This window comes from Sinorhizobium fredii NGR234, assembly GCF_000018545.1.
In the GTDB taxonomy this organism is placed as follows: Bacteria; Pseudomonadota; Alphaproteobacteria; order Rhizobiales; family Rhizobiaceae; genus Sinorhizobium; species Sinorhizobium fredii_A.
The window spans coordinates 900,263-921,105 of sequence record NC_012586.1 but is presented as its reverse complement, the minus strand read 5'-3'; the positions used below and the strand labels follow the sequence as shown (position 1 = coordinate 921,105).

At 59.2% G+C, this 20,843-nt stretch carries 14 protein-coding genes and 4 pseudogenes; 5 read left to right on the top strand and 13 right to left on the bottom strand.

From position 1 onward, the window contains the following. Nucleotides 1-20: 20 nt before the first annotated feature. Nucleotides 21-806 (top strand): annotated as a pseudogene (istA, locus tag NGR_RS04450) (IS21 family transposase); the annotation flags it as partial. Here istA and NGR_RS04445 read toward each other — a convergent pair. From NGR_RS04445 to NGR_RS04435, 3 genes are all read right to left on the bottom strand, one after another. Beyond that, entirely contained in the window at nt 780-2,864 is a 2,085-nt protein-coding gene (locus tag NGR_RS04445) for a recombinase family protein (RefSeq protein WP_010875070.1), read from the bottom strand. The pseudogene istA and the gene NGR_RS04445 overlap by 27 nt on opposite strands. 129 nt (nt 2,865-2,993) lie before the next feature. After that, nucleotides 2,994-3,590 carry a helix-turn-helix domain-containing protein gene (locus NGR_RS04440; protein WP_015887036.1) on the bottom strand — a complete coding sequence of 199 codons (597 nt, stop codon included), beginning with the start codon at nt 3,588-3,590 and terminating at the stop codon, nt 2,994-2,996. A gap of 190 nt (nt 3,591-3,780) precedes the next feature. Continuing rightward, nucleotides 3,781-4,050 (bottom strand): DUF5372 family protein, encoded by a 270-nt coding sequence (locus NGR_RS04435; protein WP_010875067.1) that lies wholly within the window; start codon nt 4,048-4,050, stop codon nt 3,781-3,783. A 38-nt stretch (nt 4,051-4,088) separates the two neighbouring features. Between NGR_RS04435 and NGR_RS04430 the strand changes: the two are divergent. Then, nucleotides 4,089-4,871 (top strand): annotated as a pseudogene (locus NGR_RS04430) (Mu transposase domain-containing protein); the annotation flags it as partial. Between the two features lie 11 nt (nt 4,872-4,882). Beyond that, nucleotides 4,883-5,620: an IS21-like element ISRel16 family helper ATPase IstB gene (gene istB / locus NGR_RS04425; RefSeq protein WP_015887034.1), complete on the top strand. Its 738-nt coding sequence runs from the start codon at nt 4,883-4,885 to the stop codon at nt 5,618-5,620. A 158-nt stretch (nt 5,621-5,778) separates the two neighbouring features. On the opposite strand, the pseudogene NGR_RS04420 reads toward istB, so the two are convergent. The 6 genes and pseudogenes from NGR_RS04420 to NGR_RS04395 form a co-directional block, all read right to left on the bottom strand. After that, nucleotides 5,779-6,410, bottom strand: a pseudogene (locus tag NGR_RS04420) (transglutaminase-like cysteine peptidase). Nucleotides 6,411-6,541: 131 nt separating this feature from the next. After that, a pseudogene (gene tnpB, locus NGR_RS33810) lies at nt 6,542-6,915 on the bottom strand (IS66 family insertion sequence element accessory protein TnpB). 415 nt (nt 6,916-7,330) lie between these two features. Continuing rightward, nucleotides 7,331-9,151: an ABC transporter ATP-binding protein gene (locus NGR_RS04410; RefSeq protein ID WP_015887032.1), complete on the bottom strand. Its 1,821-nt coding sequence runs from the start codon at nt 9,149-9,151 to the stop codon at nt 7,331-7,333. A gap of 279 nt (nt 9,152-9,430) precedes the next feature. Then, the gene (locus tag NGR_RS04405; protein ID WP_164923871.1) at nt 9,431-10,186 is read right to left on the bottom strand and encodes a YrbL family protein; all 756 of its coding nucleotides are present in this window, start codon (nt 10,184-10,186) and stop codon (nt 9,431-9,433) included. Between the two features lie 628 nt (nt 10,187-10,814). Further along, nucleotides 10,815-13,301, bottom strand: a complete 2,487-nt coding sequence (locus NGR_RS04400) for a GMC oxidoreductase (protein ID WP_015887030.1) — start codon at nt 13,299-13,301, stop codon at nt 10,815-10,817. A gap of 245 nt (nt 13,302-13,546) precedes the next feature. Beyond that, nucleotides 13,547-14,797 carry a hypothetical protein gene (locus NGR_RS04395; protein ID WP_015887029.1) on the bottom strand — a complete coding sequence of 417 codons (1,251 nt, stop codon included), beginning with the start codon at nt 14,795-14,797 and terminating at the stop codon, nt 13,547-13,549. Nucleotides 14,798-15,163: 366 nt separating this feature from the next. On the opposite strand from NGR_RS04395, the gene NGR_RS04390 reads away from it, so the two are divergent. Beyond that, nucleotides 15,164-15,595, top strand: a complete 432-nt coding sequence (locus NGR_RS04390; protein ID WP_164923870.1) for a hypothetical protein — start codon at nt 15,164-15,166, stop codon at nt 15,593-15,595. Between the two features lie 738 nt (nt 15,596-16,333). Next, nucleotides 16,334-16,582 carry a hypothetical protein gene (locus NGR_RS04385; RefSeq protein ID WP_015887027.1) on the top strand — a complete coding sequence of 83 codons (249 nt, stop codon included), beginning with the start codon at nt 16,334-16,336 and terminating at the stop codon, nt 16,580-16,582. 378 nt (nt 16,583-16,960) lie between these two features. Here the strand turns inward: NGR_RS04385 and NGR_RS04380 are convergent, their stop codons facing one another. The 4 genes from NGR_RS04380 to NGR_RS04370 all read right to left on the bottom strand — a co-directional run bounded on the left by NGR_RS04380 (nt 16,961) and on the right by NGR_RS04370 (nt 20,366). Beyond that, nucleotides 16,961-17,614, bottom strand: coding sequence for an IS630 family transposase (locus NGR_RS04380; RefSeq protein WP_012708199.1), 654 nt, complete (start codon nt 17,612-17,614; stop codon nt 16,961-16,963). After that, on the bottom strand, nt 17,553-17,912 hold the full coding sequence (locus NGR_RS32915; RefSeq protein ID WP_015886710.1) for a helix-turn-helix domain-containing protein: 360 nt from the start codon (nt 17,910-17,912) through the stop codon (nt 17,553-17,555). Before NGR_RS32915 ends, NGR_RS04380 begins: the two co-directional genes overlap by 62 nt. A 402-nt stretch (nt 17,913-18,314) precedes the next feature. After that, on the bottom strand, nt 18,315-19,493 hold the full coding sequence (locus tag NGR_RS04375) for an IS91 family transposase (protein ID WP_015886711.1): 1,179 nt from the start codon (nt 19,491-19,493) through the stop codon (nt 18,315-18,317). 12 nt (nt 19,494-19,505) lie between these two features. Further along, a complete protein-coding gene (locus NGR_RS04370) occupies nt 19,506-20,366 on the bottom strand; it encodes a tyrosine-type recombinase/integrase (RefSeq protein WP_012708196.1) in 861 nt (286 codons plus the stop codon). Nucleotides 20,367-20,843: the final 477 nt, after the last annotated feature.

Genomic DNA, 20,843 nt, shown 5'->3' with positions numbered 1-20,843 from the left:
TGCCAGCGGAGAGACTAAAGATGCGGCGTGTCCGCGAGATTCTGAGATACAGATTTGAGGAAGGGCTTGGCCACAAGTCGATTGCGGTGCGCGTTGGCGCGGCCCCCTCGACCGTGCGCGAGACGTTGCGCCGTTTGGAGCGTGCCAGACTTTCCTGGCCGTTGGGCGACGATGTCAGCGATGCGGTGTTGGAAGCGGCTCTCTATAAAGCTGCCGGCACGAAGACCGGTCACCGGCGCAGCGTTGAACCGGATTGGGCGCATGTTCATCGCGAACTGAAACGCAAGCATGTGACGCTGCAGATCCTGTGGGACGAGTATATCGGCCTTCATCCCGATGGATATCGCTACAGCCGCTACTGCGATTTGTATCGCGCTTGGGCCCTGAAGCTGCCGGTGACGATGCGCCAGGACCATGCGGCCGGCGAAAAGCTGTTCGTCGACTATGCCGGCGACACGGTCACAGTGGTCATCGACCGATTGTCGGGAAAGACGCGGCAAGCGCACCTGTTCGTGGCAGTGCTCGGGGCATCGAGCCTGTCATTCGCACATGCTCGCTGGAGCGAAACACTTCCCGACTGGATTGAATGCCACCTGCTGGCGCTTGAGGCGTTCGGTGGTGCGCCGGCGCTGCTGGTGCCCGATAATGCCAAGGTCGCCGTCATCAAGGCCTGCCATTTTGATCCGCAGGTCAATCGCACCTATGCCGGCATGGCAGCGCATTACGGAAGCGCTGTTCTTCCGACGCGACCGCGCCGGCCGCGCGATAAGGAGCGGACATCACGATGCACCTTGTTGGAGTGGTTGAGCGACAATTAATCTGGGTTGACGGCCACCATATCGACTGCCGGCGCCTTTTTCGAGTCTGACGTTGCCCGGCGGTTCGTACAAGTATCGATGGTTGCTGGCGTATCGATGACGCTTGAGAGTGCCTTTGCGCCCGAGTTGGTGAACGGTCGATTCGCATACGCCGAGCTGCTGGGCTACTTCCTCGCCGGTGAGCATGCCGCCCTCGCGCAGCCGTTCGTACCGGCTCTTCAAACCATAGGTGCGGCGCACGAGCATGACCTTCTTCGGCGTGAAGGGTTCGCCGCGCCAGTTGCGATGCCCGAGTTCGTTGAGACGAGCGGCGATCTGCCGGTCGTTGGTGGCCTCCAGCAGCTCGTTGATCAACGCCACGACCTGTGCCGGCGTCTTGCGTATCACCGACATAGGCCGAGGTCTGGCCACCGACAGGCTCTGCGTGCGCCCGCCGCGCCAACGGATGTTGATGTTGACCTCATCGTCGACGAGCAGCGTCACGTCTTCGATGAGAAGGCCGAGCATGCGCTTGCGTTCGACGGCACCGGTGCGCTCGTCGTTCCAGATGCGCGGGAAATCGGCGGTCAGCGCCCTGATGCGCTGCTGCGCTGGCTCGTCCAGCAGCGAGTGGTCGGCCTCGTTCTGGCGCTCGTGCTCGCGCTGGAGTGCGTCGAGGTCGCGCAGCCGTGCGTTCCAGTCGGCTTCCAGCGCGTCGGCGACCAGGCGGTTGTCCGGATCGACCTTCAGGTAGCGCCGGCGGGCCAGTTCAGCCTCATAGCGGGCGCGTTGCAGCTGCGTGCCGCGCAGCGCCGCGGCCTGCTCCACGCGCTGGGTGATCTCCTGCTGCACGGCAAGCGCGACATCGATCGCTGCCGGCGCCATTACCTCCAGCAGTAGCGCGCTCACCGCCTCGTCGACCGGAGCACCGCGCACCCATTGGCAGTGTTTGCCGGCGTGTCGCACGACGGCTTCGTTGCAGACGTAATATGGGCGCAGCCGCCCCTCGAACGGCTCGTAATGGACCCGCATGCGTGCACCGCAGCGGCCGCACAGCAGCCGTCCCTGCAACAGGCCGCTGCCCTGGCGGGGCATGCGTCCACGCAGGCCGGGTGAAAAACCGGTGGCGTTCTGTTCCAGGGCTGCCTGATTGCGTTCGTATTCGGCCCAGGAAATGTAGCCGTCGTGGGCGTCGGGAATCAGTACCTGCCAGTCGGATCTCGCCACGCGCAGTTGCACGGGCTTCAGCTTGGCATTGTAGGCGGTGCGCGTGCGTCCATAGGCGAAGGCGCCGGCATAGCGCGGGTTGTGCAAGATCTGGAGCACGCGGGAATGGTCGATCTCGTTCCACAGGACGTCGCCCTTGCCGATGCCGCGACGGATACGCCGCGGAAAGAGGATCTTCTCGCCCCGCAGGCGGCGCACGACGGCGCAGGCCGAGCCGGTCTGGCGGAAAGTATCGAACAGGAGCCGCACCGTGTCCTGGATCTGTCGGTCGGGATCGAGCACGACCCGCGCGTCAGGGGTGTAGACCAACCCGATCGGCAGCGGCATCTCGAGTTCGCCGCGGCGCGCCTTGTTGAGAATGCCGCCTTGCAGCCGCGACTTCAGGATGTGCAGTTCGGCCTCGCTCATCGTGCCCTTCAGGCCGAGCAGCATGCGGTCGTTGAAATAGGCCGGATCATAGACGCCGTCCTCGTCCATGATGAGCGTGCGCGACAAGGCGGCCAGCTCAAGGAGACGGTGCCAGTCGGCATTGTTGCGTGCCAGGCGCGACACTTCCAGCCCCAGCACGATCCCTGCATGTCCCATCGCCACTTCGCTCACCAGGTGCTGGAAGCCGTCGCGGTCCTGCGACTGCGCGCCGGAGAGGCCGAGGTCGCTATCGATGACGTGGACACGTTCGATCGGCCAGCCCAGCGCCACGGCGCGATCGCGCAGGGCGTATTGCCGCTTGGTGCTCTCGGTGTTCTCGAACACCTGACGAAGCGAGGACTGACGCACGTAGAGGAATGCATCACGCCGCAGATGGTCGGCGTCAACCTTTATGGCGATGTCAGTAGACATGGTTCCCTCGGGTCTCTGCTGCCAGCACCATGTTGGCGAGCATGTGCACGAGCTGGCGATCGTGCACTGCGACCGAAGCCGTAGGCCGTGATTCCAGCCGCCGATGCGTCGGCGGGGGAGGCTGCGCGATCAGCACCGCCAGCCCTTGCCAAAGGCCGTGGAAAACGATGGCGCCCATGTCCTTGGCGCAGGCCTGACCGCAAAGGACGGCGGTGCGCAGCGTCTCGTAGAAATCCTTGCAGCTGCGCGGTAGCACCGGGGTGCGTGCATGGGGCTCACCGTTTTTTTTTTACGGGCGATCGCGCGTTCGATGCTGCGGGGATGGACACTGATGCCGAGCGTCGAATGCAGCAGTTCTGCCAGGGAGCGCGCCTGCAGCGGGGCGCCCGCATGCTGGTTCTGCTCGATGAGCTGCATGACCTCGTCGGTGAGTTTGTGGGCCGACTTTGGCCCTCGGGTGCGCGGCAGCAGGCCGGCAATGCCGTCGCGTTCGAACGCGGCCTCGGCCTGATAGTAGGTTGGCCGCGACAGACCGAAAAGCGCGGCGGCATCGGCCTTGTTGACGCCATCCTCCTGGACGTGACGCAGCATCTCGTACTTCACCTGCACGAGATCGAGAGGATCGAAGAAGGTGGACTCACGAAACCAGGGTGCACGGACGGCTTCGGGCCGCGCATTGAGTGCTCCGAGCTCGCGCAGTCGCTCACGTTTGGTCTCGTTGGGCATGGCATAACCTCTTCCTAGTGGTGTAAATCAAATTACGCCTCGATAGAGAACGTGTCAACCTAACGACGCCGGGCGATATGGCTGTTTATGCTGCATATAACTACAATGTAGAGGCAATTATCGCTGTGAGCGCCCGTATGATTCGGCATAATTAGATTTACATAATCGGCATAAATTGCCTGACACGCATTCAGCCGCCATGGCTGCGCTCGATTTGCTCGATCAATGCGGCTAGGGTTGCCAGATCATCTGGACGCACGAACGACCTACCGGCCGCGATCTGAATGAAAACATCGGGTGCAGCGACGTCCGTCCATGACGCAAGCAGCGAGCGAAGCCGCCCATCCGCGTCGTAGAACATGACGCGATCCTCGCCCCAGTTCTGCTTGCGTGTCGACAACACGAAGCGCTGGCCGCGCCACGGATGGAACGGGTGCGTGACCTCGAACTCTATACGCACTTGAGTGTCAGTACGAACTGCAGTCCTGGACTTGAAAGAAGGCAAAAGTCGAAGCCGCGGTTCGCATTGTCGAGCGCTGGCTGCTGGGCCGGCTACGCCACCGCGTCTTCTACAGCCTTGCCGACGTCAATGCTGCGATTGGTGAATTGCTCGTCGATCTCAACGACACCCGTGTTCTGCGCCGGGTCGGGCGCACGCGACGGCAGTTGTTTGAAGAGATCGACCATCCTGCTCTGCGGCCGCTGCCCGCCGAACGCTACGTCTTTGCGGAATGGCGCATACGCCGGGCCGGGCTCGATTATCATGTCGATATCGACAAACATTATTACTCGGTGCCCTACCGATTTGCCCGTGAGCAGGTCGAGGCGCGCATCACCGCCAATACCATCGAGATCTTCCACAAAGGTGAGCGCATCGCTGCCCACCGACGCTCGAGTGGCAATGGCAAGCACACGACAACACCCGAACACATGCCATCATCGCATCGCCGCTTTGCCGACTGGACGATCGAGCGCATTAGCCGCGAAGCATCGGCAATCGGATCGGACGTTACCTTGCTCTGCGAACGTATTCTCGCTGATCGGCCGCATCCGGAACAGGGCTACAGAGCCTGTCTGGGCATTATCCGCCTCGTCAAAGCCTTCGAGCGCGAGAGGGTCAATGCGGCGTGCGGCCGGGCATTGGAAATCGGCGCGCGAACCTATGGATCGGTGCGCTCCATTCTCGACAACAATCTCGACCGATCGCCAGCGTCAGCCGGCACAGCCTCACCTGAACCCATCCACCACTCCAACATCCGCGGTCCCCGCTATTACCACTGAGGAGAAGACCTATGCTTGCCCACCCGACCCTTGATAAATTGAACGCCATGGGCCTGACCGGCATGGCCAAGGCGTTCAACGAACTGATCAGCAACGGCGAGAGCGAACAATTGTCCCATGCCGAGTGGCTGGGGCTGCTGCTCGAGCGAGAATGGAGCTGGCGCTACGATCGCAAGCTTGCCGCACGTCTGAGGTTCGCCAAGCTGCGCCATCAGGCCGTGCCGGAGGATGTTGATTATCGCAGTGAACGCGGCCTCGATCGCGCGCTGTTCATGAAGCTGATCGGCGGCGACTGGATCGATGCCCACGACAACCTGGCGATCTGCGGGCCGTCCGGCGTCGGCAAGAGCTGGTTGGCCTGTGCGCTTGGGCACAAAGCCTGTCGCGACGATCGCTCGGTTCTCTACCAGCGTGTGCCGCGGCTGTTTGCCAATCTTGCCTTGGCTCGCGGCGACGGTCGATACGCAAGACTGCAGCGAACCCTCGGGCACGTCCAGCTCTTGATCCTTGACGATTGGGGTCTGGAACCGCTCAATGAGCAAGCGCGCCACGATCTTCTGGAGATCCTCGAAGATCGTTACGGACGCCGCTCGACGATCATCACCAGCCAGCTTCCGGTCTCAGCCTGGCACGAGATCATCGGCAATCCAACCTATGCCGATGCCATCCTCGACCGCCTCGTTCACAATGCCCACCGCATCGACCTATCCGGCGAAAGCTTACGGCGAAACCAGCGCCGGAAATCTTGACACGCGACCACGATCAACTGACAACAACTACAGCCAGCAGGACCCCAGCCTCAAGGGGGCGAGATCATCCCGGAATCCGGGGGCGCAATCATCTCGGAACAAAGGGGCGGCTTCATCGGAATCGGCACCGAAGACGATAATGTGCAGCCGACAGCGCGCTATTTGTACGCCCGCGACGCGAGAATATTTGCATTCGCCGCAGTGTCGAGCGCCGCTTCAACGCCGAACCAGCTCCTCCCCTCAATCAGTTCCCAGCGGCTGCCGTCCAACTGCGACTGGCGTGCCAGATAGACGTAGGGGGTGGTTCTCGACCAGTCTCTGACCGCATTGGTCTGATTGTCGAGCACCAGATCACCTTCGCTGGTCCGCACCGTCAGAACCGTATGGCCGCCGCCGGGGAAACGGGCGACTGTGAGCAACAAGGCAGAGGCCGGCCAACCACACTTTAGCAGTTCGCGCTTCTTGGCAATGGCATAGTCCTCGCAATCTTCGTATCTGGCCGGTACGCGCCAGTCGTCGTCCTTGCCGACATTCGCACGGTCGCTATGCTCCTTTATACGGGCGTTGACCGCGACATTGACTTGGCTGAGTTCACTGGCCTCCCTAGGCCGAGGGCGACTGCCGCCGTTCCTCCGCCTGTTCTGCACACCCACGCTTCACATGAACAGAACACGTAAAAGGCAGGTGGAGAAAAAGCATTTCCACCCAGCCTCATGAGAAAAGCTGCATCGGCGACCTCTGGGATCAAGCTCAGCGAGACAAACGCGGTTTTCACAAGAAACTTTTTCATGACTGCCCCTCCAGCGGCGGAGAGACGATATCTTTCCGATACTTTTATTTAGTTCTACAAATACTATATCATTTCTTAATGATGGAACGCTGTACTTATCTGAAGCATGCAGACACAACGGAGTTACACTTCTAGAGAAATGCGAATGTCAAAGAGCAAACGCGGTCAAATCGGCCGAAGACGGGTGAATGAGCAGATTTGTCAACGATCCGCGCGGCTCTGTCGAACTTCGAGGTTGAAAACCACAAGCGTGACGACCACCTCCTGGCGACGGGGCCATCGGAACCTGTCCTCGGTAACCGCTTCAGGACCAGCACAAAGCCCGACCGATCGAAGAACAAGAGCTTCATCCGGTCGCGACGGCGATTGCAGAACGCAAAAACCGCTGGCGCGAACGGGTCGAGTGTATTGTCTCCTGAACCAATACAGCAAGACTGTTAATGCCAGCCCGAAAGTCGATTGGTTCGCGATGCAGGTAGACCTTCTTCCACGACCTAGCGTCCACCTATTTTTGGTGGACACCTCATGCCTCAGCGTAACCGTCCGATTGGTACCGCCTGCCGGATAGGGCCTTGATGGCCTAAGACACGTGTTTAACGACGTCGTTAGCGACGTGTCTTGGGCGAGGTATGCGATGCACCTGACGCGACTCTTTGCGCGAGGCCGCCTGATGGCAACCGTGACCCATGTGTTCCGCATCGACTAGGTCGCAAATTGCTCGACGAAGACCCCGAGCTCCTTCAGGCGATCGTCAGCGGCGGTGACAACCTGAGCTGAAGTTCTTGAAGATTCGTGTCCTGCTTGCCGCGATTTCCTGCAAGCGACAGAAGACCGCTTTTAGCTGCCAAGCGACACACCCTACCGGAGATACGGCTGCTTTCCCTCTTTTGCGATTCGGCGGCGCCTAAAGATGTTACCTGTCAGGTTATCTCGGATCTATAAGCCGGCGCACCCGCGGTTGTTTCCGAAACCGTAACTTGAAGTTTGTGGAGACGAGCGTAGAGACCGTCCGTCCGCCGCGCAAGCTCCTCATGCGACCCCTCTTCGACGACCGTGCCGTCCTTCATCACGACGATCTTGTCAGCGTTGACGACGGTCGAGAGCCGGTGGGCGATGACGATCACGGTACGCCCGCTCATCGCCTGTTCGAGGGCCTTCTGCACGGCCGCCTCGGATTCGGTGTCGAGAGCCGAGGTCGCCTCGTCGAGAAGGAGAATGGGAGCATTGCGCACCAGCGCCCGGGCGATCGACAGGCGCTGCCGCTGGCCGCCGGAAAGGGTGACGCCGTGTTCGCCCACCGGCGTGTCGTAGCCCTCGGGCTGCGCCAGGATGAAATCATGCGCATAGGCGAGGCGCGCCGCCTCCTCAATCTCCGCATCGGTGGCGTCCGGCCGGCCATAGCGGATGTTGTCGCGGATCGAGCCTTCGAAGAGATAGGGCTGCTGCGAGACATAGGCGAGGCCGTTGCGCAGCGACTGCTTGGTGACGCCGGCGATGTCCTGGCCATCGATCAAAATCTCGCCGGCCGCCGGATCGTAGAAGCGCGGGATGAGGCTGATGATGGTCGACTTGCCGGCTCCGGAAGGGCCGACCAGCGCCGTCGTCTTGCCGCCCTCGGCGCGGAAGCTGACGCCCTTGAGGATTTCCTCGCCATTGCCGTAGGCAAATCGCACGTCGCGCAGTTCCACGGTCGCTTCGCCGAGCTTCAGCTCGGTCGCGTCGGGACGGTCGCGCTGATGCGGAACCGTGTCGAGGATCTCGTAGATCATCCGGGCGTTGACGGCGGCGCGCTCCAGCGACACCTGCAGCCGCGCCAGGCGCCGCGCCGGGTCGTAGGCCATGAGCAGCGCCGTGACGAAGGCGAAGAAGGCGCCCGGAGGGATATTGCTGTAGATCGTTCGGAAGGCGGCATAGGCGAGCACGCTGGAGATCGCCAGGCCGGCAAAGGTCTCGGTCATCGGCGCGGTGCGCTCGCTCAGCCGCGCGATCCGGTTCGCCCGGTTTTCGGCCCGATCGATGATCGTCTCCACCTTGCGGCGCAGTTCGTTCTCCATCGTGAAGGCCTTGACGATGGTGATCCCCGGGATCGTCTCCTGCATCGCCCCGAGAACGCGGCTGTTCACCTCGACGGCCTCGCGGGTCGCCAGCCGCAGGCGCTTGGAAATGTAGCGCAGGCCAAGGAACAGAGGCGGCGCGACGAAGAACACGATCAGCGAAAGCAGCCAGTCCTTGCTGAACATGACGCCGACCAGGCCGACCAGGGTCAGGAAGTCCCGGGCGATCGAGGTCACCGTCATGTTGAGCACGTTGCGGATGCCGCTGACGTTCTGGCTGATCTTGGCGGCGAGCTGCGCCGAACGATGCTCGTGGAAATAGCCGACGCTGAGCGCCATCAGGTGGGCGTAAAGGCGGCGCTGGTAGCGCGCCACGATGTTGTTGCCGATCTTCGAGAGCGCGACCGCCTGCCCGTAAGTCGCAAGACCGCGCAGCACGAACGCGCCGAAGATGGCAACGCAGATCACAAGGACGATGTCGGCCCGCCGGTTGGCGAAGGCCTCATTGATCACGGTCTCCATGATCCAGGCCGTGAAGCCCGTCGTTGCCGCCACGACGATGAGACAGGCGATGGCAAAAGCATAGCCGCGAATATGGTCGCGGCCGTTTTCGGCGATGACGCGTCGCAGGATTCCGGTGATCGTCTCGGAGTCGACTGCGCGCTGTTGTCTGTCCCTGGCGTTCAAAAAGCCCGTCTTCCCTGGCCCATGGTGGCTACCGACCAACGTGTCGGGCGCTCTATAGTGGTTTGAAGCCATTTTGGCGAGTCTTTGCGTCGGCAGGCGCGTTCAGCTTCTCCAGCGCCGTCCCTCCATTGCAACACCGAAATCTCGCGGGGTAGTAGCCGATTCCGCCAACCCTGGATACGCGTGGCCGCATCCGCCAGCGGCTCTATGGGCCTGCCAACCATTGTAAGCACCCATCGTGTCTAGGGATTCGCGTCAGCATTGGCGCGAAAGGCGAAGTCAGAGGGCGCGTTGCGGCGAAAGAGCTCTCAAGCGAACTCGCTGACCCGTCTGCCGTTGGTATGGTTCGAGTGCGGCGCGGACACTTTCATCTCCACACACTGCAGCGGGATGAATCAAGATTCGGGCAAGCTTCGTAAGCAGTTTCGCGCGCATCCGCCCGAGTTTCGCGTTGTTCGCGCGGCGGCTCAACGCGAATACGCGCAGAAAGCTCTTTTCTCCAGTACCATCGACGCACATGACTTCCTCAAAACCTCGGCGATCGGTGACGACGAAATTGCCGGGATTTACATCCATCATGACGATGTGCAGTCGACAAAAGCGTTCAAAGAGCTCGTCAATCATCCTAAGATGCCGTGCGGTCAAGCGGCCCGAAAACGCCAATTCGCCCAGAGTGGGAGCCAGCTCCCCATCGCCTTTGGTTATCTTTTCCACAACCAGGCCGAGGCCATGGTCGGTATAGGCGAAACCGAATATCCTCGGGATGGGAAGTTCCTCATCATCGGCAAGTGAAAACTTTCTTGCCTGCTCAAGGAACTCATCTACCTCTCGTTGAAACGTCCGATACGCCCCGAACCGTTTGAACCGGATGAGGAAACGGACCGTCTTCGATCGGCGCGTGCCGCCCTCGCCTCTCGATTCCGGTTTCAGCACCTTGATCAGAACATTGGGATAGAGTTGATGGGCGAAGATGCTGCGTTGATGTCCCGCAGCGCATTGGTCCCAATCCGACAGCTCGATTTTCCCGTCGAACATATCCCTCCCCTGGATTGTGACAGTTTTATAACAGAGCAGTGTGGCGGGACAGAATTCAAGAGATGCGCGCGATCTTGGTACCGTCACCGAACGCCAGGGAGGGCTATAGGTCTGGTGCGCTCCAACGAAGGGGCGGTTTGCGATCTCGATATCCAACGCCGCTTTGGGGAAACGAGGTAGGACAGCGCATGTCATGCGCGTCAAACATCAACTCGATCGAAGACAGGCCTCTATGACCTCACAGGCGGCCTTACGGCCCAATTCAGTTGCAACGGACTTGAAAGTTCGACTCATACGGAATACGCCATGCGCATGCAGTATCTCAATCGAATCTCTCTCTTAGTGCTCCTTTCGATAGTTTCCGCATGCAGTGAAACCGGTGTCGGCATTGCGTCGTCAAACGGTCCTGCTGCCGTAAGCAAGCCACACGGCAATGAGATGGCAGTAAAGCAGGAGACACCCAGACAGTGCACCACACCGAAACTGGTGTGCGCTTATGGTACGGGCCCGGCCGGAGTACCATGTTCTTGCTGGTCGACGGAGGGCGCTCCCCATAGCGGCACAACAACGAAATGATGTGCGAATAATCCACCACGCACCAAACTTCAGTTCGATGGCGTCTGTTTCCCTACCAACGTAAAGAAGCGTCTTCCAACCCCTCCGCAAGCGTGTAGCCGGGTTGGCCGGCAAGCGCTCCTTGGAGGAGGCGATAAAGAGCCGCGCGTTTGATATCCAACATTCGCGATACGATCGTATCTCTCTCAGTAAACCGCCCAATAAGACGAGACTCCGTTTCGGAGAGATGAACCACGTCATCTCCCAATCCGAATCCCACGCAGAGATTGCCGGAAATCATTGGGCGGATCTGAGTATGGTTGTCGCCGGGATGGGACGAAACGGTCGGTCCTGAAAGTGTCTGAAAGGACATACGGCCATTGTCGTAGTCCCTCGGTCCCCGAATGCGAACAGCGAGACCGCTATCGAAACGAACTTCGATGTCATTCTTCTTACCACGCGTGGATGCGATCCGTGGCCTCTCCTGGCCGCTGTCACCAGCTAGTGCGCGCGCAATAGCAGTCGCATGATATCTGTATCCAGATCTGTCAAAATCCGCCCGGATTACCTTGTTCTCGTCAGTGAGAAGATCCAGCCACGGAAGATATGCCGAGTCCTCCGCCACCACGACTTTTCCAAAATGGGCATAGGCTCCTCGAACGGCTTTCGCATCGACCGCGGGCGTTTCCACCACGAGCGAAAGATGCTCGCAATTGTGATCCAGGAACTTTGCCAAAACCGATTGCAGCTTTTGAGGTGGTACTGCGACGTAAACAAGGCGCGACGATTTGATTGCCTCCTCAGAAAGTTCATTGAGAGGAAGCACCTCGTGAGCGGCGGTCGGTCCAAACACGACATTTCGCTTGGTGGCGTATATACCTTTGATATGAGCGCTCGGAGCGAGGCTCTCGACAGCGGGAACGACATCTTCCGAGACACGCCTGCCCGCCCCAATGATAAGAACGCCCGCGCCATGCGGCTGCGCTGCAGCAGCAACGTGATGTCCCATCCTGTCCCTGATGAACTTGGCGAGCCGTATGGAAAGACCGACGATTGTAAGTGTTGGATTTGCGTTTCCGCCGGTGGGAAACACTGCCCCGCCCGCGATGAAGAGATTGTCCGACGAATGCACACGCAAAGAAGGATCCACGACAGACGATTTCGGATCCTCTCCCATTCTAGCCCCGCCCAAGTGGTGGCTCGAATCCACGCCCAGTATATCAGCTAGGGACCCTTGAGCGCGGTAAACCCTCCCGAAGTTTGTCTGCGCGAATTCACTTTCTATCTTCGAAATCAATCGTTCGACCGAACGGAGGGCAAGCTCCGAAATAGCGTGAGATACCTTTGGCAAGGGCACGCCAAACCGGTCTCGCCTATCCGTCAAGGTGATCCTGTGATCGGGTGCCGGTTCCATCTCGACGAAGCAGCGCAGCCGGGCGGTTTTCACAAGGCCGGCATTCCGGTTCCTCATCCGCTTCGCTGCCCTGGCGATGATTTGGCCCAAGCCACCTGCACGTCGCACCATGCTTATGCCCGATGAACCTGCACCACGATAATCACCTCGACCGATTGCTTTCAAGGTCGAGCGGAACGCCTTGGAGAGCTCCTTGGCCTTTGGATAGTCGCCTTCGTCGCGCGTAACCTCAAGGCGAATATAGGAATTGAGGTCGCCTTGCTCCCGTTGAACGCTCTCGTTGAGCCGCAGGCCGACGTATCCATTGAAGCTCTGATGTTTGCGCTCGAAGAGCTCGTGGGAAGGAGCAATCGCCTTGGAGAAGGTTACGCTCCCAACGTTGCCCTTGGGGTGGTTCATGAAATATCGCCCAACCTGATCGTGGGCATTCCCGAGCCTCCCGGAATTCAGCAGTATGCGGACAGATTCAATCGCGGAAGCAGCGAGCACGAAGGTTTTCGCCCTCACCTCATAATGCCGTCCTGACGCATCCGCCACAACCGCGGCATTCACCACTTCACGCGCCCCTTCGTGATGCCACGCGAGTTTCACGACGGTCGCGCCAAGAAACAGATCAAAGTTCTCCGGCAGGAAGGTATGACGAAACGTTTTTCCATAGCGAAACGGTGGAATTTGCGTCCTGAAGACCTTAAAATCTAAAGACGGCAGAGAAGGAATGCGGCAGCTCTCGCCGACGGTCTCCCGCTCATATTCGAATGCATCGGCCGAGGGCATCATGTAGCGATAGCCAAGATTATCGATATGTGACTGAATCTCGCTCCGCGAAATCGGCCACCCTTCATGAATTCCGGGTCGCGACTCAAAATCGATCGCGTCCAGCGGTGCAATGAACCCAGACCACGTGAGAGACGTCCCCCCTAGAACGCGCTCGCGCGAATCCTCACGAATCCTCAGTCCATCACTTTCCACGACTTTCAGGTCGTCATCCGTCGGAGTAGCTATCTCGCCGCCGCTCTCGAGTATGCAAACGGTCAGGCCGGAGTCTTTGAGCTCAAGGGCAGCCGTAAAGCCAGCGGGCCCACTGCCGACGATACAGACATCGTAATCCTTGTTTCGATAAGCAAGATCAGTGCCGGCGAACTTCATGATATTCTTCCTGAACTTCAATCAAAGTTGGCGTGTGGTGTAAGTGGCACTTCTAGTACGCTTCGGCGTACCTCGTTCAATCCCTGTCTCCCAACCGGATTGGAAGACATGCGACAACCAAAGCGCTGACCATTCGCCTCCGCAACAGTTCCTGCGCGTGAGAGACTATGGCCCTCAGCTGAGTAACCTGGAAGCTCTGGCCCCTACCGCCCGGACATTATCCGATGAGAAAACATGCCGTCCTGTTAGTGAGGCCGTCGAATTCTTTGCAAGAAACCGAGGAACGCCTCGTAGTCGAATGGTCGCCAGTTGCCGTGCTGTGCATCGATATTGAGAGAGGCCTCGAATGAGTGCCCGAGTTCTATTGGAACGACGCATTCCAACGGCGTCGTGTTGTAGGCCGCCAACTGAAATACTCGCTTGCCGCTCACCGCCGCTTCGACAAGCACGCTCGAACGCGAGCCTATGACGACGACCGACCTTTCAAGATCATCCGCAAGGGAATCTTTCGAAATCTCAATGCCAGTGTCTGAAAGAAATCGTCGAAGTGCATGGGCCTTAGTATCCCTTGGATGGAGGCGCAAGCGGCTGTCGTATCCGGCCGCTTGCAAGGCAGCGATGATACCGCGAATCTCTTCGACCTGCGGAGCGAGGTCTCCGTCATGCAAGGGATGCCAGACGATCAGAGCCTGGTTGCCCGTCACATCGCAACGGTACGTGTCCTTTGGATAGCCGAAGCACAAAACTTTGGCTTTCTCTTCCTCTCTGAGTGTTTGACGCAGATCTGCCGCCTGCTGCTCCGTCCAAGTTACCAGATAGTCTCCGTAAATTGGCGCGATACCCACGAGCTTTGGGCTCTGTATGTAGCCGTGAGCAATGACCACGTAGGGCACTGCAAGTTCCTTCGCGGCAGCGCAAATCATTCGGGAGAACGGTAGAGTATCCCCATCGGCGATAAAAAGCTGGATCCGCTGCTTCTCGATCATTGCTTTGACTAGCGCAAAGTTCTTGCGTGCCTGCTTGTCGAGCCGGTTCATGAGTCTTCGGTTAGCGATCGCCTTTTCAATTCCCTCGGCCTCGGCCGTACGCATGAAAGTTCGAAATGCGCCGCCCAGCGTGGCGAGTTGGTGCAAGACCCTCATCTCGGGCATGAGTCCCGCACCTACCTCTCGTAGAGGTTTCATCCCCAAGCCAGACAGCGGCGAAGACAGATTGCTCTTGAATGTGTCGAATCGCTCGAGTTTCAGATAGTAGCGTGGTTCAGATTCTCGAGACAGGAGCCCACCCAGACGAAAGGCAAGCTGCGCGCGAAAGCGGCGCCCGTAATTTGATCTGGTGAGCTTGCGGATATTTGCGCCTGCGATGGCTGCCGCGCCCGATTCGTGATTTCGCAGCTGCTTCTCGATCAACATAGCCGCGAACGGGTGGCCCTCAAGGAGGTCGGCATACTTTGCCCGAAATTCGTCGTCAAAGGCGCGATAGGCGGAAAAGTCCATCTGTTATTCCTGAAGGCAGCCACCGTTCAAAGAGCAGGCGACGACGCCCTACTCGACCCCTCTCATCGCATCTGCATTGAATGTGCTTATTTCGTCGAGTTTCAAGAAGCGCTCGTTCCTTCCTGAGTTGTATTCGAACCCTTGCTCGTTAGGCGTACCGCGTTCGTTTAACGGGTTTAAAGTATAGTCATGATCGCCATCGTAAATCGGATCCTAGGGCAAATGACATAATGGTCGTGAAATTCGAGAGTCAACCGTGAATCGCCCGCGGGACACGTGCCTCATAAAGATTCTCATCCGGCCGCGGCCGCATCGATGATGAAGTCGATATCCAACTACAGGGATATGTAGCGCCATTGAGTGGCAATGCGCGAGTCGCTGGAAGTTTCCGAAATGGCGACGGAACGGCTGTTCTCTCGGTTTTTTTCCACTGCGTCTAAGATGAAGGTTGCCTTTCAGGCAAAGGCGCGCGAAACCTCTGGCCTAAAGGTTGGACTGTCTGGGGAAACCGCTATGACCGAACAGGAATCGAAGTTTGAAGCCAGATTGGCCGCCATCGAGTACATGATTGGCCACACCCTTAGCAGGTTATATTTGATGTTAGGGACGCCTGAGGAGCAGTTGGAAGCGATTGAAAAGCAAAGTGGTGAGGCCCTTGCTTCAGCCCTTCAATTAAATGATCCAGCTACAGCTGATATGTTGTCGGAGGAGATCAGAGAAAATATGGAACGCATCAGATCATACGCGCGCGAATTGGTCGCGGTTAAGAGATCAAAGGTGGTGCGCCCCGACAATTAGTGATCTGGGCAACCACCCTAGCACGCGTCCTCGCCGTCTGGGCACCTCTGGAAATCATAGTATGTCCGCTAGGAACGGTTCGCGGGTTTTCGGCAAGATAGCTAATACTTCGGCATGGGAACCGTTGAGGTCTCCTTTTGGTGTGCCTTGTCCTCACTCCAGGCTCGTTGGCGCGGTTCGGCCATGCTGCGAGGTTTTGTCTATCAGCAGGCTGCTGCGCTTGTGCATCGGCAACAAGCGGCTGTCCTCCGCAACCAAAACTTGTATTTCAAAAAAAAGGCCTGTCTCGGCTCACCCATACAAAAATGGGGGTGAGACACGTGACGGATGGGGTTTCATGGGGTCTAGACTGTCTCAAGCATGAGACGAAATGAGATGGGCGAGACGGGGCATGCTGCCGCAGCCATTGTTTTCATTAACTTTTTGCACGCCGCGCATGGCGACTCACGCCGTCTCCATGAGGCGCCACACGCATACCGTGCAACGCAGCAGCCATTGCCTGCGATTGCCCCTGGGGATCTGGGTTAGAGCGCCTATGCAAGGCCTGGGGGATCTCACTCTGGCACTTCTGACATCGAAGTGAGAATGTATCACAATCGCCCTAGCGAAGCGTTTAGCGAACGCAAGTTCACGCAAATCTGCTTGTCCTTAGTTCGCTCATGCCGCACGCTAGAGAACATGCCGCCCGAGCGGCAATTTCGAGCAATAAGGCCAGAAATTAGCGGAAGGAGTTGACCGATGCAGGCCGAAGAAACCAACATCCTCAGGATGTGCAGTGCACATGCATGGGAGGAGCTAGACGACAACGTTGGACGCGAGCGTTTTGCCACAGCTATGGTCCATATGGCATATCGCATTCTTTGGCCTGGTAACGGTGTGCGGACGCCCGCAATGGAGCAGCTACGCCAAGCATGGGTGGCCCTTCAGGAGGAGGACCCAAGACGCCGCTATATTGTTGTAGCGGACGACGCGCCGGACGACGCGTGACGGTCCTCGCATGCTTCGCCTCCACCGTAAGTAGCGCAGTCTGCGCCGCGCGGAGCGAGCTATGCCATGTGTACCAAGGTAGATGGTTTCACGGCGGTTTCTTCGAAACCGAAAACAACACTTACGCTGAACAAACCTCCACGCGGAGCGCGAAAAGGCAGGGTTTTTCTGTCCTGCAAAGAAAAAACTGCAAATGATTGCGCTTGTGCGCTGCAAATCCGGCTTTTCATCGCACATCCGCCTCAGTCGAAGCTTCAGACGCCACATCCGGCTCCGCGGGGGTAGTCTACTTTAAGGCGTTCGCAGTGCGCCCTAACCGCGAATAACCCAGGCGCCCAGCGCAAGCAGGACAAGTGGCGGGCCTAAAGCGTGTCGCGTTCAATCGGCCTCATATCCGGCCGCATTGAAGTAGTTCCGGCATTCTGTGACGGAGAAGAGATTGCAGATATCGCCGAGTGCATCGGCGATGGCGTCGAAACTGCGGGCGGCCCGCTTGCGCAGCAGCGCCTTGAGCTTGGAGAAGGCCATTTCGATCGGGTTGAGGTCGGGCGAATAGGGTGGCAGGAAGAGCAGCCATGCGCCTTTCGCCTTGACCATTTGTTCGGCCCGCTCGCTCTTGTGGAAGCCGACATTGTCGAGAATGACGACGTCTCCGGGCGACAGCGTCGGGGCGAGTTGCGTTTCGATCCAGGTCTCGAAGATGCGCCGGTTCATCGGCGCGTTGACGATAAAGGGCGCGACCACGCCATGTGATCGCAGGCCGGCGATGAAGGTCTGCGTCTTCCACGAACCGAAGGGGGCGTGGGCGCGATAGCGTTGCCCTTTTGGTGCCCAGCCTGAGCGCTTGGTCAGCTTGGTATTGGTCGAGGTCTCGTCGATAAAGACCAGTCGCGCCAATGCCTTGTTGAAGAAGCGCCGGCGTCGCCGGGTCCAGAGCTCACGCGCCCGCGCGATCTCTGGGCGCTGCTGCTCACTTGCCTGCAGGCTTTTTTTTATGGCTGAGGTCGAGGCGGTGGAGAAGACGGCCAACATTGGAGCGGTGCACGATGACGCCGCGCCCGGCGAGTTCCAGGCACAGTTCGTCCAGCGTCAGGTCGCCATTCTGCGCCAGGCGCTCGCGGACCCACTCGCCATGCGCGTTCAGCTTGCCGCCACCCAGATGGCCTTGCCGCCGTGGCGCCAGCGATCCGGTCGCGCGTTTGAGCTTCACCAGATTGTTCACGAAACGCGGCGACACCCGGAAGTGCCGGGCCGCGGCCCGATGGCTGTGACCGTCCTCGACAAACGCAATGACACGACTACGCAAAGCAAGCGGATGTGATTTGCCCATGGTGTCCCTCCCGTCAAAGCGAGGGAATCACAGCCAACCCCGATTCGGGAATCTGGAGGGTTCTGTGAGGTCCGGCCGCTTTGGATGCAGCATTCGCTGATCGGACCTCATTGAAGCCGGATTGAGCGAAGGCGCGGGTTGTTTGGCACTATGGGGATTTAACCGAAGCGGTGGATGGCGTTTGGCTGGGGCGAGCCCAGGCGGGGCTGGAAGAGCGGCTGAGAAGAAGGTTCTTGTCGCCAATTGAGATGTGTCTGGCGGTGTTTTTGGTTGATCTGTGCCGAACGAGGCTTCGGCGATGCTGCGTTTTGTGTTGCGCCGGCATGCTTGGCCAAAGCCATTCGCTCGCGGCCCTTCGATCTGCCGACGTTGATTGTTGGAGTGATGCCAGGTCTGATAGGGTCATGAGCTATCGTTCCATGCTGGTCGACAGGCTGGTTGACGCGGCTTCCAGGTGCCGAGGATGTTCATCCTTCCGCCGCAACAGGGACAGCGGTGTGCAAATGGCGGGGCCTCGACCGTATCCAGGTCTTCGACCGGCTCTTCCGGCTGCGGGACATTGAGGAGATTGCGGCATGCCTCCAGCTTCTGCTGCCGCTGTCCGTTGGCAAGCAAGCCAAAGTGACGGATGCGATGGAAGCCGTCCGGAACCGTATGCAGCAGGAAGCGACGAATGAACTCGTGGGCATCGAGCGTCATCCGCTTCTGCCTGCCACCCCTGCGATAATCCTTCCAGCGGAATGTGACCTGACCACCATCCATGCTGACGAGGCGGGAATTGGAGATGGCGATGCGATGGGTGTAGCGGCCGAGATAGGCCAGCACCTGTTGGGGTCCGGCAAAGGGCGGCTTGGCATAGACGATCCAATTGACGCGCCGCGCTTCTCTGATCATGCGCGTGAATGCAGCTGGATCGGCCAGGCTCGCGATGCTGCCGAAGAACTGAAGCTGGCCTTCGTCATGAGCCTGCTTCAGGTATTCGAGAAACAGTCGCCGGAACAGGCGCGACAGCACCCGCACGGGCAGGAAGAAGTTCCTCCGACAAGCCACCCAGCGGGTTTGATCGAACGACAATCCGCCGCCCGGCACGATGCAGTGGATGTGTGGGTGATAATGGAGGTTCTGCCCCCAGGAATGCAGCACGGCGATAAAGCCGAGTTCAGCACCCAGATGTCTGGGGTCAGCGGCAAGTCTGCGGAGTGTCTCGGCGACGGCGCGAAACAGGACAGCATAGACCACCTGCTTGTTCTGGAAGGCAATCGCGGCGATCGCTTGCGGCACGGTGAAGACGACGTGGAAATAGCTGACCGGCAGCAGGTCGGCCTGCCGGGCGGCAAGCCAATCGCGGCTGGCCTGTCCCTGACACTTTGGGCAATGCCGGTTACGGCAGGAATTGTAGGCGATGCGGAGCGCCTCACAATCCCGGCATTGCTGGACATGGCCGCCCAGCCGCGCGGTCCGACACATCTCGACCGCGCTCATCACCCGGCGCTCAACCCGCCCGAGATGCGTGTCATGCGATTGACGATATCCTTCCCCGTGGCGGCGAAAAATGTCCGCCACCTCCAATCCCGCCGCCATGGCGGAATGTCCTCAGCCTGTCGGCACCACCTCCAGCGTCAGCCGGTCGAGCGGACTGGTCGTGGCGCGGATGAGTGTGTTGGACACTTTCGTGTAACGCGCCGTGGTCGACAGATTGTTGTGGCCGAGCAGGACCTGGATGATACGAATGTCGGTGCCGCTCTCCAAGAGATGGGTGGCAAAGCTGTGGCGCAACGTGTGCACCGATATCCGCTTGTCGATGCCGGCTGCGGCACGTGCCGAACGGCAGGCAGAATGCAGAACCTGGACATCGATGGGTTTGCTCTCGTCACGTCCCGGAAACAACCAGACCTGCGGTCGCACCAGCTTCCAATAGACCCGAAGGATATGAAGCAACTGCGCCGACAGCATCACGTTGCGGTCCTTGCCGCCTTTGCCATGCTCGATGCGGATGACGCCGCGCTCGCCGTCGATGTTGCTGACCTTGAGACTGACCGTCTCGGTGGCGCGCAAACCAGCCGCATAAGCCGTCGTCAGCGCCGTTCGTGTCTTCAGGCTCGGGACCGCTTCCAAAAACCGCACGATCTCATCGCCGTTCAATATCGTCGGCAACTTGGCGGGCGTTCGGGCATAGGCAATGCGCTCCGGTATCTCCGCATGTCCAAGCGTGACGCCGAAGAAGAAGCGAAGGGCGCAAACCGTCTGGTTCAAGGCCGGCCATGATAGCCCCGACGACACCAGATGCACCTGAAAGGCACGCACATCCTCCAGCCCCAACCGGTCCGGCGACCGACCGAAATAGCGCGAAAACTTCGTCACTGCATGCAAATACGATCGCTGCGTCGCCGGCGACAAATTGCGGATCGTCATGTCCTCGATCATCCGTCGCCGCAGCGGGCTCATCTCACTCATGATACTCTCCTGTTCAAAGGTTGGGCCAAACAGCCCAATCCTTCAAAACAGGGGCACACCATGCAAATCAGATGCCCCAAATGCCGCGTCAGCGGCTTCGTTCAATCCTGAATCCTAAAAATCGCGACCCGCTTTAGCAGGATACCGCCGAAAAGCAAAGCCGCTTTCTCCGCATTCCAGCCAGTTCGAAGTCGGCTCCCAATCTCGTCTGGCACGACAACGCTCGGGCTTCCAGATGCAGCCGCCTTTTCCCTCGTGGCTGCTACCTCTTTCTCGGCTTTCCAGCCATCTGTGATCGCTACCCAGCCCCTGACGAAGATGGAGCCTCCATCTGTCACGTCTCGCCGACGTCCTTCAATTTCGACGTAGACGACCAGTGTCAGCACCCAAAGTGCAGAGACGGTCAGTCACAATCGAAAGAGGCCACGTCGGAAATTCATCTTGCCCCTCGCTCAATGAGAGAGGATAGCACAGCGG